Annotated in this window: 13 protein-coding genes; 4 read left to right on the forward strand and 9 right to left on the reverse strand. The window is 66.5% G+C overall.

Annotated elements, in window-relative coordinates:
- Entirely contained in the window at positions 1–1143 is a 1143-nt protein-coding gene (locus tag BST15_RS06105) for a hypothetical protein (RefSeq protein WP_046188945.1), read from the reverse strand.
- 49 nt (positions 1144–1192) lie between these two features.
- Positions 1193–2395 (reverse strand): aromatic ring-hydroxylating oxygenase subunit alpha, encoded by a 1203-nt coding sequence (locus BST15_RS06110; RefSeq protein ID WP_046686378.1) that lies wholly within the window; start codon positions 2393–2395, stop codon positions 1193–1195.
- 231 nt (positions 2396–2626) lie between these two features.
- On the opposite strand from BST15_RS06110, the gene BST15_RS06115 reads away from it, so the two are divergent.
- Positions 2627–3193 carry a TetR/AcrR family transcriptional regulator gene (locus BST15_RS06115; RefSeq protein ID WP_052751392.1) on the forward strand — a complete coding sequence of 189 codons (567 nt, stop codon included), beginning with the start codon at positions 2627–2629 and terminating at the stop codon, positions 3191–3193.
- Between the two features lie 7 nt (positions 3194–3200).
- Here BST15_RS06115 and polA read toward each other — a convergent pair whose 3' ends face one another.
- Positions 3201–5909, reverse strand: coding sequence for a DNA polymerase I (gene polA / locus BST15_RS06120; RefSeq protein ID WP_234708237.1), 2709 nt, complete (start codon positions 5907–5909; stop codon positions 3201–3203).
- A gap of 29 nt (positions 5910–5938) precedes the next feature.
- Positions 5939–6226, reverse strand: a complete 288-nt coding sequence (locus BST15_RS06125) for a putative quinol monooxygenase (protein ID WP_046188942.1) — start codon at positions 6224–6226, stop codon at positions 5939–5941.
- Between the two features lie 114 nt (positions 6227–6340).
- Here BST15_RS06125 and BST15_RS06130 point away from each other — a divergent pair, with 114 nt between their 5' ends.
- From BST15_RS06130 to BST15_RS06140, 3 genes are all read left to right on the forward strand, one after another.
- Positions 6341–6784 carry a Zn-ribbon domain-containing OB-fold protein gene (locus BST15_RS06130; RefSeq protein ID WP_046188941.1) on the forward strand — a complete coding sequence of 148 codons (444 nt, stop codon included), beginning with the start codon at positions 6341–6343 and terminating at the stop codon, positions 6782–6784.
- A complete protein-coding gene (locus tag BST15_RS06135) occupies positions 6781–7980 on the forward strand; it encodes a lipid-transfer protein (RefSeq protein ID WP_046188940.1) in 1200 nt (399 codons plus the stop codon). The genes BST15_RS06130 and BST15_RS06135 overlap by 4 nt, the downstream gene beginning before the upstream one ends.
- Before the next feature lie 113 nt (positions 7981–8093).
- Positions 8094–8324, forward strand: a complete 231-nt coding sequence (locus BST15_RS06140; RefSeq protein ID WP_046188939.1) for a DUF167 domain-containing protein — start codon at positions 8094–8096, stop codon at positions 8322–8324.
- Between the two features lie 9 nt (positions 8325–8333).
- On the opposite strand, the gene BST15_RS06145 is transcribed toward BST15_RS06140, so the two are convergent.
- From BST15_RS06145 to dop, 5 genes are all read right to left on the reverse strand, one after another.
- A complete protein-coding gene (locus BST15_RS06145) occupies positions 8334–8999 on the reverse strand; it encodes a GntR family transcriptional regulator (protein WP_046188938.1) in 666 nt (221 codons plus the stop codon).
- 8 nt (positions 9000–9007) lie between these two features.
- Positions 9008–9754, reverse strand: a complete 747-nt coding sequence (prcA, locus tag BST15_RS06150; RefSeq protein WP_046188937.1) for a proteasome subunit alpha — start codon at positions 9752–9754, stop codon at positions 9008–9010.
- Positions 9751–10632, reverse strand: a complete 882-nt coding sequence (gene prcB / locus BST15_RS06155) for a proteasome subunit beta (RefSeq protein WP_046188936.1) — start codon at positions 10630–10632, stop codon at positions 9751–9753. Before prcB ends, prcA begins: the two co-directional genes overlap by 4 nt.
- Positions 10629–10823 carry a ubiquitin-like protein Pup gene (locus BST15_RS06160; protein ID WP_046188935.1) on the reverse strand — a complete coding sequence of 65 codons (195 nt, stop codon included), beginning with the start codon at positions 10821–10823 and terminating at the stop codon, positions 10629–10631. Before BST15_RS06160 ends, prcB begins: the two co-directional genes overlap by 4 nt.
- Positions 10824–10908: 85 nt before the next feature.
- A complete protein-coding gene (dop, locus tag BST15_RS06165; RefSeq protein ID WP_046188934.1) occupies positions 10909–12417 on the reverse strand; it encodes a depupylase/deamidase Dop in 1509 nt (502 codons plus the stop codon).
- Between the last annotated feature and the right edge of the window lie 14 nt (positions 12418–12431).

Below are 12431 nucleotides of genomic sequence, written 5' to 3' on the forward strand. Positions count from 1 at the left end.
CTACAGGTGCGCTGACAGCACGACGATGGCGGCGTGCCGGCGTACCGCATGCCGCCGCGAGCTCAATGCCGTCATCGCAGCGGCGAGATCTGCGGCATCGATGTCGAACAGGACCCGCGACGACCACCGCTCGATGAGGGCGTCGTCGTAGTCGGGCTGACAGTTCAGGAACGATTCCAGCGGACCATAATCAAGGCGCCCGTTCTTCCGGGCACCGGCATAGGGGCGCGTGATCGCGTCCAGCGCCAATTCCACGGGGAATGCGGCAAGGTGCTCAGCGATATCGTCCAAACAACCGATCCATGCCAGTGTCGCGGCAGCTTCGGCCCGCAACGCGACGGAGGCCAACGGGTCGGTCAGGACGGCCTTCAGCGAGTGCAGCACGGGCGATGTCGCCACGCCGATTTCGGCCACAATCCGCAGTATCTCCAGCGCGCGCGCGTCGCCCGGCCACGTCCGGCTTGCGATGGCCCGCTGGAGACATTCGGACAGCGCGTCCGCAGCGGCTGCACCGATTTCGACCAAGAGATCGCCGGCCAGGCCGAAGGACGCATCATCGAGCGATGCGCTCACGATCGTGTCGAGCAGAACCGCGATTCGGTCTTCTACGGCAAGCGCGCGAAGCCGCGCCAGCTCGCGTCGGCGGTTGAACAAGGCGGGAAAACACCGTTGCATCCGCTCGGCGGCCAACGATTGCTCCAACAGCCCCGAGTCGCCATTCAAAGCCACGACAACGAAATCTTCACTGAGAAAGTGGAGCCGGCGAGCCACCACATGATCTGTTGCGCGCACGCAGGCCGTGGCGATGGTGTCGAGAAAGCGCTTCCCCACCGAGTCGAATCCCTGCCCCGGGGAACCGGCCAGAGCGGTCAGCCTGCCCGCCCACTCGTCGCCTTCCGGCGTGGCATCGAAATGCCACCGCCACCGGTTCGGCTGCCAGCGATCGACCTCCGATGCCGACAACGGGTCGGCAGACACCGCGATCGAGGGCCACAGGATCAGCATGCGCTCGGCATAGATGTCGGTGACCGCCGCCGCGTAGATGGGATCCGAATCCTCCTGGGCACCAGCGGCTTCCACCGCCTGGATCACCTGCCTGACCAGGAAATCCTCCACTGCCGCCCAATCGAAGGCGCCTGTCATGGCCGGGCAGCACCACCGACGTTGTCTCGGGTTCGCCGCTTTCTCAACGTCACCCGAGAGCCACACCCAGACGTCCCGCCAACACCTCAATCATGTGCTGCACGCCGATCTCGTTACGGCCGATGATCATGTGATCGTGCTGGCCACGCCGAACTCCCTCCCCGCACTGGGGCAGCATGGCGAAGTCTTCGTCGCGTACGGCCGCATGCACCTGAGCGAAGATTCCGTCGTAAAGCTCGGACTGTTCGGGGGTGGTCGCCGGGAAACGTGCCATCCAACTGTGTCGCAACTGGCATTCGGTAGCCGATTTGCCGGGCAACATCTCGAGGACTTCGACACCGACCGGGCTGTTGGCGAGTATGAGGTTGGGAAAGACCCAGTAGATCACCCCCATGTACTGAGTGGGGTCCCAATCGTCGCTCGGCTCCTTGCCCTCCAGATCGGCGATCCAATTGAACGGAAAGCCAATGCGGTGGTGGTCGCCAAACCCGTCATAGACGTGGGTATTGGCAACGGTGTTCTGCCCGATGACGCTGTTGCCGTGAACAAACGGAAAGTGGTAGCCCTCGGCGAACGCTTCCAACGCCCCTTTCCAGCTGACCGGCGACTCCAAAAAACGCTCGTCGTGATACTGGTAATTCTGATAGTTCCACTGGGCCAACTCTGCGTCCAAGGGCCCCAGGTGAGCGTCGAGATCTAGTTCTGCATCGGCGGTCATCACCGCCCAGATGAATCCGTGCCGCTCTTCGCTGGGCAATTCCACGAGGCTGTACTGGTCACGCTCAAGGTCGTCGAAACCGACCTTGCCCGGCAACCCACGAAGTTTCCCGGTGTTGTCGTAGACCCAGGCGTGGTACGGGCAGGTGAACCGACGCGCATTGCCCGCCCCGCATGCCGGCATTGCGCCGCGGTGGCGGCAGTAGTTCAGCAGCACATGCGCTTTGCCGTCGCGGTCACGCGTGATCAACAGCGAGTCACCCAGGAACGACCGCACCACATAGTCGTTGGGATTCGGAATCTGGGCCGAGGCCAGCACGGGCAGCGGCGTGCGCCGCAACAGCATCGAATGTTCGAGCTCGGTGAGTTTGTCATCCCCGTAGTAATTCAGCGGAACCTTCAATGTGGTCGGCGCCATGTCCGTTGTCTTGCCCAGCACCAGTTGCAGGGCACGTTCGGTGAGTTTGGGACCCAGCGGAGTGATCTCTGGGACATCGGCATCAGTGCCGACCGAACGCGGCGCAACGTTAGTCATGGGCCTACCTCGCTTCTTGTGTGTCGCACGTCACGACGACAATACACTTTTTCTATCGAGTGTCCACCCAGGCGGCGACGTCGCCGCTCGAGACCGTCCAGCCTCACCACGAGCGCCGTCGCCGACGTACGGTAGGCAGCGACCGGAACGCAAACCCAAAAGAGGACCGTGCGGACACATGGGTGGTCTGGCTCCACGCCAGCAAACGACACTGAGGCCATCGACCGGATTGTGAAAGCAGCCGCCGACCTCATCGACGGCGGCATGACCGAGGTCAACATCCTGCAAGTGGCCAAACGTCTGGGCGTCACTCGCGCCACGGTCTACCGGTATTTTTCGGACACCCCGACCCTGGTCAAGGCCACCCTGCAAAGAGCCGCCGAGGAATTCATGGCGGGGCTCGGACAGGCATTGTCGGGCATCACCAATCCCGCGGACGCGGTGGTCGAGGGCATTGCACTGACCTTGGAACGACTACGGGAGCATCGCAGATTTCAGCTGCTGTTCTCCGCCCCGGAACGGGGCCAATACCTGCCAGCGGTTACCTCTCCGGAAGCATTGAGCGCTGGGCGTGGCATCGTCGACCAGTTCGATGTCGACTGGAGGGCATCGGGCTGGTCGGCCACCGACATGGACGAGCTCGTCGAGCTCATGCTGAGGATGGTCCAGTCACAGCTGACCGACCCGGGGCACCCCGTTCGATCCCCCAGCGAGCTACGGGACTTCCTGCACCGCTGGATCGCCCCCGCCGTGATCGCCTTGCACCCCGCCGACTCAGTGACGCTACCCAGCAACTGACTGCCCGCTAGTGTGCCGCGGCATCCCAGCTGCGCCCATAACCCACCGCAACCTCCAGCGGGACGCTGAGCGGATAAGCACTGCCCATCTTGTCGCGCACCAGCGCCTCCAGCGCCTCGCGTTCGCCGTCGGCCACCTCGAACAGCAGCTCGTCGTGCACCTGCAGCAACATCCTCGACCGCAGCTCGGAGGCCTTGAGCGCGGTGTCGACGTTGATCATCGCCACCTTGATGATGTCGGCCGCGCTGCCCTGGATCGGGGCGTTGAGCGCGGCCCGCTCGGCGGATTCGCGGACCTGGCGGTTGCTGCTGTCCAGCTCCGGCAGGTAGCGCCGCCGGCCCAGCACCGTCGAGGTGTAGCCGTCCTTGCGGGCCTGCTCCACCACCTCGTGCAGGTAGTCGCGCACCCGGCCGAACCGGTCGAAGTAGGCGTCCATCTGCTCTTTGGCCTCTTCGGTCGAGATCTTGAGCTGGGAGGCCAGCCCGTAGGCGCTCAGTCCGTAGGCCAGGCCGTAGGACATCGCCTTGACGCGGCGACGCATGTCCGGGGTCACCTCGTCGATGGGCACCGAGAACGCCCGCGACCCGACGAACGAGTGCAGGTCTTCGCCGGTGTTGAACGCCTCGATGAGGCCGGCGTCGGCCGACAGGTGCGCCATGATGCGCATCTCGATCTGGCTGTAGTCCACCGTCATCAGCTCGACGTAGTCCTGTCCGCCTCCAGAGCCCACCACGAAGGCGTCGCGGATCTGCCGGCCGGCGTCGGTGCGGATCGGGATGTTCTGCAGGTTGGGCTCGGTGGAGGACAGCCGGCCGGTGGCCGCGATGGTCTGGTTCAGCGTGGTGTGGATGCGGCCGTCGGAGGCCACAGATTTCAGCAAGCCGTCGACGGTCACCTTGAGCCGGGTGACGTCGCGGTGGGTCAGCAGGTGCTCCAGGAACGGATGCCCGGTCTTGTCGAACAGCGTCTGCAGGGCGTCGGCATCGGTGGTGTAGCCGGTCTTGGTCTTCTTCGTCTTAGGCATGCCCAGCTCGTCGAAGAGCACTACCTGCAGCTGCTTGGGCGATCCGAGGTTGATCTGCTTGCCGATCACCGCATAGGCGGCTTCGGCCGCATCCCGGATCTGGTCGCCGAACCGGCTCTGCAGCTGATTCAAGTGGGCCAGGTCGACACCGATCCCGGCATCCTCCAACTCCGCCAGCACGCGCTGCAGGGGCAGTTCGATGTCGGCGAGCAGGCCGGCGGAGTCGATCCGGTCAAGCTCGAGGTCCAGCGCATCGGCCAGATCGTTGACCGCCCTGGCCCGCAGGATCGCCGTCTGCACCGCTTGGTCATCGACGCCTTCGGTGTCGTCGAGCAGTGAGAGCTGTTGTTGTTCAGCGGATTCGGCGCGCAGTTCCCGGCGCAGGTAGCGCACCGAGAGATCGTCGAGGCTGAAGCTGCGCTGCCCGGGGCGCACCAGGTAGGCGGCCAGCGCGGTGTCGCTGGTGACACCGTCGAGGGCCCAGCCACGCCCGGCCAGGTCGTGGATGGCCAGCTTGGCCTCGTGCAACGCCTTCGGCTTGGTCGGGTCGGCCAGCCAGGCACCGAGCGCGGCCTCGTCGTCGGCGGTCAGGGCCGCGGTGTCGACATAGCCGCCCTCTCCGTCTGCCGAGGCCAGTGCCAGCGCGGTGGCGTCGCTGTCGAAGCTGCGGTGGGTGCCGATCACGGCCAGCCCGGTGCGGCGGCCGTCGGAGGCGTGCTCGGTCAGCCAGGCGGCGACGGTGCCCGGTTCCAGGGCGCCGCCGCGCACCTCGAAGCCCTCTTCGGCCTCGGCCACGGTGCCGCCCGCGGTGGACAGGGTCTCGAAAAGGCGATCCCGCAGCACCCGGAACTCGAGGTCGTCAAAGAGCTGGTGGATCTGCTCGCGGTCCCAGGGCACCAGCCGCAGGGTGTCCGGCGTCTGCGCCAGCGGCACGTTGCGCACCAAGTCGGTGAGTTCGCGGTTGAGGATCACGGTGGACAGGTTGGCGCGCAACGCATCTCCGACCTTGCCCTTGACGGTGTCGACGTGGTCGACCAGGCCTTGCAGCGAGCCGTATTCGGTGATCCACTTCGAGGCGGTCTTCTCCCCCACCCCGGGGATGCCCGGCAGGTTGTCGCTGGGGTCGCCGCGCAGCGCCGCGAAATCCGGGTACTGCGCCGGGGTCAGCCCGTACTTCTCGACCACGGCGTCGGGGGTGAAGCGGGTCAGGTCGCTGACGCCCTTGCGCGGGTAGAGCACGGTCACGTTCTCGTTGACCAATTGCAGGGCGTCGCGGTCGCCGGTGACCACCAGCACCCGATAGCCCTCGGCGTCGGCCTGAGTGGCCAGGGTGGCGATCAGGTCATCGGCCTCAAAGCCGGGCTCGGACAGCGTGGTGATACCCAGCGCCGCCAGCACCTCCTTGGTGATGTCGATCTGGCCGCGGAACTCATCGGGCGTCGAGGACCGGGTGGCCTTGTACTCCGGGAAACGCTCGGAGCGGAAGGTCTGCCGCGACACGTCGAACGCGGCGGCGACGTGCGTGGGAGCCTCGTCGCGCAGCAGGTTGATCAGCATCGCGGTGAATCCGTAGACGGCGTTGGTGGTCAGGCCGCTGCGCGTCTTGAAGTTCTCCGCGGGCAGGGCATAGAAGGCGCGGTACGCCAGCGAGTTTCCGTCGAGAAGCAGCAGCGTCGGTTTGGTCTGACTCACGGGGACAACTCTAGGCACTGCCGCGGACATCAGGTCAGCGGTCGCTCCTCGGCGACGTCGTACTCGGCGATCGCGGCCGACAGGATCGCGGCGGCCTGCTCGTCGCTGGGCCCGCTGCCGCGGAACGCTTCCAACGCGGCCCGCGATTCCCAACGTTCGAAGATGTCGACGCGGCCCGGATCGAGAAGGTCGGCCGTGATCGCGAAGTCGTGGCATCCCGGTGCGCGGCGAGCCTGCTTCACGACGTCGCGGCACTGGTGCAGGTAGCCGTCCCGCTGACCGGGATCCACCGCCAGATGTCCTGCGACGATCACCATTGCCGAACCCCTCTGCTTCCGCGTCTGACCCCGCCACCATAGGTCGGAGCACCCGACCGCCCGGTGACTGGAACACGTTTCAATTTCACTGCCGTCGTTGGGTACGCTGACCGAGTGCCAGATGTAGCCTCGCAGCCGGCCATCGACGGGTGGTTCGCCACCGACGACGCCGGCCTCCCCCACCTGACCGGCGCCAAGTGTCCGCAGTGCGGCACCTATGTGTTCCCGCCGCGTGAGAACAACTGCCCCAACCCCGCCTGCGACGGCGACGTGTTGGAGCCGGTCGCGCTGTCGCGGCGCGGCACGATCTGGAGCTACACCGAGAACCGGTACCTCCCGCCGGCCCCCTACCCGCCGAGCGACCCGTTCGAGCCGTTCGCGATCGCCGCGGTGGAGCTGGCCGACGAGGGCCTGATCGTGCTGGGCAAGGTGGTCGAGGGCACCCTGGCCGCGGACTTGAAGGTCGGCATGGAGATGGAGCTGACCACCATGCCGCTCTACACCGACGACGACGGCGTGACGCGCACCGTCTACGCGTGGAAGAAGGTGGACGCATGAGCCCCGAGCCGCTGTACATCCTGGGTGCGGGCATGCACCCGTGGGGCAAGTGGGGCCGCGACTTCACCGAGTACGGGGTGGTCGCCGCCCGTGCCGCGCTGGCCGACGCCGGCCTGAACGCGCAGCAGATCCAGTTCATCGCCGGGGCGGACACCATCCGCAACGGCTACCCGGGCTTCATCGCCGGTTCGACGTTCGCCCAGAAGCTGGGCTGGAACGGGGTTCCGGTGTCCTCGTCGTATGCCGCCTGCGCCTCCGGGTCGCAGGCGCTGCAGAGCGCCCGGGCCCAGATCCTGGCCGGCTTCTGCGATGTGGCGCTGGTGATCGGCGCCGACACCACCCCCAAGGGCGCGTTCGCCCCCGTCGGCGGTGAACGCAAGAACGACCCCGACTGGCAGCGCTTCCACCTGATCGGTGCGATGAACCCGGTGTACTTCGCGCTGCTGGCGCGCCGCCGGATGGACCTCTACGGCGCCACCTCCGAAGACTTCGCCCAGGTCAAGGTGAAGAACTCCCGGCACGGGCTGAACAACCCGAACGCGCGCTACCGCAAGGAGTCCGCGGTCGCCGACGTGCTGGCCAGCCCGGTGGTCTCCGACCCGCTGCGCCAGCTCGACATCTGCGCCACCTCCGACGGTGCGGCCGCGCTGATCGTGGCCAGCGCGGAGTTCGCCAAGAAGCACTTGGGTTCGCTCGACGGTGTGCCGTCGGTGCGCGCGGTGTCCACCGTGACCCCCCGCTACCCGCAGCACCTGCCCGAATTGCCGGACATCGCAACCGATTCCACCGCCGTCGTGGCGGCCCCGGAGCGGGTGTTCAAGGACCAGATCCTGGACGCGGCCTACGCCGAGGCCGGGATCGGCCCGGAGGATGTCAGCCTGGCCGAGGTGTATGACCTGTCCACCGCGCTGGAGATCGACTGGTACGAGCACCTGGGCCTGTGCGCCAAGGGTGAGGGCGAGCAGTTGCTGCGCAGCGGCGCCACCACCCTCGGTGGCCGGGTCCCGGTGAACCCGTCCGGCGGGCTGGCCTGCTTCGGCGAGGCGATCCCGGCGCAGGCCATTGCCCAGGTGTGCGAGCTCACCTGGCAGCTGCGTGGTCAGGCCACCGGCCGTCAGGTCGAGGGCGCCACCGTCGGTGTGACGGCCAACCAGGGCCTGTTCGGTCACGGCTCCTCGGTGATCGTCGCCCGCTAGCTTTTCCTCTTCCCCTTCCCCTTCCCCTTCCGCGCGAGCGTGCGTGTCTGTGCCGCGACACGCCGCTCTGCGCGTACAACTACGCACGTTCGCGACACTGGGATCCTGTTCTGATGACCGAAACCGTCGTCGTCAAGGTCAAGCCGGGCAGCCGCAAAGGGCCGCTGGTGGAGACCGACGACGACGGGCAGCTAACCGTCTACGTACGTGAACCCGCAGTGGACGGCAAGGCGAACGCCGCCGTCATCCGCGTTCTGGCCGCACATTTCGGGGTTCCGCGCAGCCGGGTGGAACTGGCCTCCGGCGCGGGCGCACGCGTCAAGCGTTTCCGGGTCGAGCGTTAGCTCGCAGCGTCAGACCGAACCGATGGGGCGCAGCACGCCACGTCGGGTCAGCTCGGCGAGCACCACCTCAGCCTGCAGCTCCGCTCGCTCCATGCACGCCGTCCGCGCGGCCTCTGGATCGCGTTGGTGGATGGCCGCGGCTTCCGCCTCGAAACTGGGCAGAAACTCGTCATGTTCGTTGACATAGCTACCCCAGAACCCGCGCGGCATGAACACCCGCGAGGCGCTGATCGCCGCCTGCAGAGGCGGACCGGCGTATTCCTCGACAAGAATCCGGCGAAACTCCAGGGCCGCGTCTTGAAACCCGGCCGGCGCCTTGTTGGCGCGCAGATCCCGCAGCGCAGCATCCAACTCGGCGAGCACTCGCGGGGTCGGACTCACCGCCGCCCGCGCCGAGGGAATCGCATTCAAGGTCCCGTGCAATTCGTGCTGTTCGCGAACGACGGCCTCATCGAACCGGCTGACGAACACGCCCCGGTGATAGACGCTGGTCAGCACTCCTTGCTGCTCGAGTTGGTCGATCGCCTGCTGAACCGGTAGCCGGCTGACGCCCACAGCGCTGGCAATCGCGTCACGGATGATCCGGTCACCGGTGCGCAACTCCCCCGCCAGCACCAGGTCGACGATGTGGTAGACGACCAGATCCTTCTCTTTGAACCCGTATTTCTTCGGCATCGCGGGACCTAGCCAGACGTTTCGTCTGACGCCTCCCCCGACGAGTCGGTTTGTGAGAGCAACGATTCCAAAGCGGCACGGTTGATGCGGCGAAACGCGCGCTTGGGCCGATTGGCATCCAAAATGGCGACCTCCAAGGTGCCCGGACCCAGCTCGCGCGGTTCGGCGCCGTTACCGGTGTCGGTCTGCTTGAGCGCGTTGACCGCGATGTGCAGCGCGTCGGCCAGCTCCGCGTTCTCGGCGTAGGACTCTTTGAGCGCAGTGGCCACCGGCTCGGTGGTACCACCCATCACCACGAAATGCGGCTCGTCGGTGATCGACCCGTCGTAGGTGATCCGATACAGCTCAGGCGCTTTCGTCTGGCCCTGGTAGGCGACACCGGCAACGCACAGCTCCACCTCGTAGGGCTTGGCCTGCTCGGTGAAGATGGTGCCCAGGGTCTGGGCGTAGACGTTGGCCAATTGCCGCGCGGTGACATCCCGCCGGTCATAGGCATAGCCACGGGTGTCGGCGAACTGGATTCCTCCGCGGCGCAGATTCTCGAACTCGTTGATCCGGCCCGCGGCCGCAAAGCCCACCCGGTCATAGAGCTCACTGATCTTCTGCAATGAGCGCGAAGGGTTTTCGGCGACGAACAACACGCCGTCGGCATACGCCAGCGCCACCACACTGCGGCCCCGGGCAATACCTTTGCGGGCGAGCTCACTGCGCTCCCGCATCGCCTGTTCGGGCGAGATGAAATACGGGAAGCTCATTTCTTACCCCGCTTGGTCGCCGGCGCAACCCCTCCGCCACGAGTTCGACTCTCAACCACGGCACGGGCCAGTTCGGCGATCCGCTCCTCGGTGATGTCGACGGCCCCGTCGACGTCGATGGTGACCGCGGTCGGGTAGATGCCGCGCACCAGATCCGGTCCGCCCGTGGCGGAGTCGTCATCGGCGGCGTCGTAGAGCGCCTCGATCGCGACCCGCAGGGCGGAGTCGGCGTCAGTGATCTGTCCGTAGAGCTTCTTGATCGACGACTTGGCGAACAGCGAACCCGAGCCCACCGCCTGATAGCCCTCGCTCTCGACGTTCCAGCCGCCGGCGGCGTCGAACGACACGATGCGCCCCGCCGTCTGCGGGTCCTCAGCGTCGATGTCGTAACCGGCCAGCAGCGGCAACGCCACCAGCCCCTGCATCGCCGCGCCGAGGTTGCCGCGCACCATGGTCGACAACCGGTTGACCTTGCCGGCGAACGTCAGCGGCACGCCTTCGAGCTTCTCGTAATGCTCCAGCTCCACCGCATAGAGCCGAGCGAACTCGACAGCGATCGCGGCTGTGCCCGCGATGCCGGTCGCGGTGTATTCGTCGGTGACGTACACCTTCTGCACGTCGCGGCCCGCGATCATGTTGCCCTGCGTGGAGCGCCGGTCGCCGGCGATGAGAACCCCGCCCGGGTACTTCAGGGCGACAATGGTGGTGCCGTGCGGCAATTGGTCACCAGCAGCGACGGTCTGCGCCGCACCCGTGGGAAGCAGTTCAGGTGCCTGCAGCCGCAGGAATTCCGAGAACGACGACAGGCCTACACCGGTGAGCGCGATTCCTGGCGTTGCTGAGTTGAGAGGCAGACGATCACGCGACAACCAGGTCACTGGCCGCCCTTTTGGACATATGCGCGCACGAAGTCCTCGGCGTTCTCTTCCAGCACGTCATCGATCTCGTCGAGCAGGTCGTCGGTCTCCTCGGTGAGCTTCTCCCGGCGTTCCTGGCCCGCCGCAGTGCTGCCGGTCAGATCCTCGTCGTCTCCGCCGCCCCCGCCGCGCTTGGTCTGCTCCTGAGCCATTGCTGCCTCCTGAAATCTCATCGACCGCGCATGACCGCGGCCGGTTTCTCCCACCCTACCGGTCGGCGCCGATGTTGCTCGGGGTCTAGGTGGTGAGTTGTTGTACCAGTTCGGCGGCACTGTCCACCGAGTCCAGCAGTGCGCCGACGTGGGCCTTACTGCCCCGCAGCGGCTCCAAGGTGGGGATGCGCACCAGCGAGTCACCACCCAGGTCGAAGATGACCGAGTCCCAGCTCGCCGCCGCGATATCGGCGCCGAACCGGCGCAGGCACTCCCCGCGGAAGTAGGCGCGGGTGTCGGTCGGCGGGTTGTCGACCGCGGCCAGCACCTGCTGTTCGGTGATCAGGCGGCGCATGGAGCCGCGCGCCACCAACCGGTTGTACAGCCCCTTGTCCAACCGCACGTCGGAATACTGCAGGTCGATTAGGTGCAGTCGGGGCGCCGACCAGCTGAGGTTCTCCCGTTGCCGGAAGCCTTCCAGCAGACGCAGCTTGGCCGGCCAGTCCAGCAGGTCGGCGCACTCCATCGGGTCGCGCTCCAGCTGGTCAAGGACCCTGGCCCACGTCTCGATGATGTCGGTGGCCCGTGGATCCGGCTCCCGGGCCTCCACCAGTTTCGTCACCCGTTCGAGGTAAATACGTTGCAGCGCAAGGCCGGTCATCTCGCGGCCGTCGGCGAGCGCGACGGTGGCACGCAAGGTCGGGTCACGGCTAATGACGTGCACCGCGCGAACCGGCCGCGCCAGCACGAGATCGCTCAGGTCAATCCCGTGCGCGGCACCCTCCTCGATCAGGTCGAGCACCAGCGCCGTGGTGCCCACCTTCAGATATGTCGACGTTTCGGCGAGGTTGGCGTCCCCGATGATCACGTGCAACCGGCGATATTTGTCGGCGTCGGCGTGCGGTTCGTCGCGGGTGTTGATGATGCCGCGCTTGAGCGTGGTCTCCAGTCCGACCTCGACCTCGATGTAGTCGGCACGCTGCGACAGCTGAAAACCCGGTTCGTCGCCGGCGGCGCCCAGCCCCACGCGACCTGAGCCGGTGACCACCTGTCGCGACACCAGAAACGGGGTCAGGCCCGCGATGATCGCCGAGAAGGGCGTCTGCCGGCTCATGAGGTAGTTCTCGTGGGTGCCGTAAGAGGCGCCCTTGTTGTCGATGTTGTTCTTGTAGAGCTGCAGTTTGGCCGCGCCGGGCACGCTGGCCACATAGCGGGCGGCGGCCTCCATCACCCGCTCACCGGCCTTGTCCCAAATGACCGCATCGAGCGGGTCGGTGACTTCGGGCGCGGAGTATTCCGGGTGCGCGTGGTCGACATAGAGCCGCGCGCCATTGGTGAGGATCATGTTCGCGGCACCGACCTCATCGGCATCGATGATCGGCGGCGGACCCGACGAGCGGCTCAGGTCGAAGCCCCGGGCGTCGCGCAGCGGCGATTCCACCTCGTAGTCCCAGCGGGTGCGCTTGGCCCGCGGGATTCCCGCCGCGGCCGCGTAGGCCAACACCGCCTGGGTGGAGGTGAGGATCGGATTGGCAGTCGGATCCGACGGCGAAGCGATCCCGTACTCGACTTCGGTCCCGATGATCCGCTGCATGACGTTCAGCCTAA

This window comes from Mycolicibacter arupensis (assembly GCF_002086515.1).
In the GTDB taxonomy this organism is placed as follows: Bacteria; Actinomycetota; Actinomycetes; order Mycobacteriales; family Mycobacteriaceae; genus Mycobacterium; species Mycobacterium arupense.

Coding starts and splice junctions, on each gene's coding strand:
- BST15_RS06105 (WP_046188945.1), bottom strand. CDS start 1,143: ATGACAGGCGCCTTCGATTGGGCGGCAGTGGAGGATTTCCTGGTCAGG.
- BST15_RS06110 (WP_046686378.1), bottom strand. CDS start 2,395: ATGACTAACGTTGCGCCGCGTTCGGTCGGCACTGATGCCGATGTCCCA.
- BST15_RS06125 (WP_046188942.1), bottom strand. CDS start 6,226: ATGGTGATCGTCGCAGGACATCTGGCGGTGGATCCCGGTCAGCGGGAC.
- BST15_RS06135 (WP_046188940.1), top strand. CDS start 6,781: ATGAGCCCCGAGCCGCTGTACATCCTGGGTGCGGGCATGCACCCGTGG.
- BST15_RS06140 (WP_046188939.1), top strand. CDS start 8,094: ATGACCGAAACCGTCGTCGTCAAGGTCAAGCCGGGCAGCCGCAAAGGG.
- BST15_RS06145 (WP_046188938.1), bottom strand. CDS start 8,999: ATGCCGAAGAAATACGGGTTCAAAGAGAAGGATCTGGTCGTCTACCAC.
- prcA (WP_046188937.1), bottom strand. CDS start 9,754: ATGAGCTTCCCGTATTTCATCTCGCCCGAACAGGCGATGCGGGAGCGC.
- BST15_RS06160 (WP_046188935.1), bottom strand. CDS start 10,823: ATGGCTCAGGAGCAGACCAAGCGCGGCGGGGGCGGCGGAGACGACGAG.
- dop (WP_046188934.1), bottom strand. CDS start 12,417: ATGCAGCGGATCATCGGGACCGAAGTCGAGTACGGGATCGCTTCGCCG.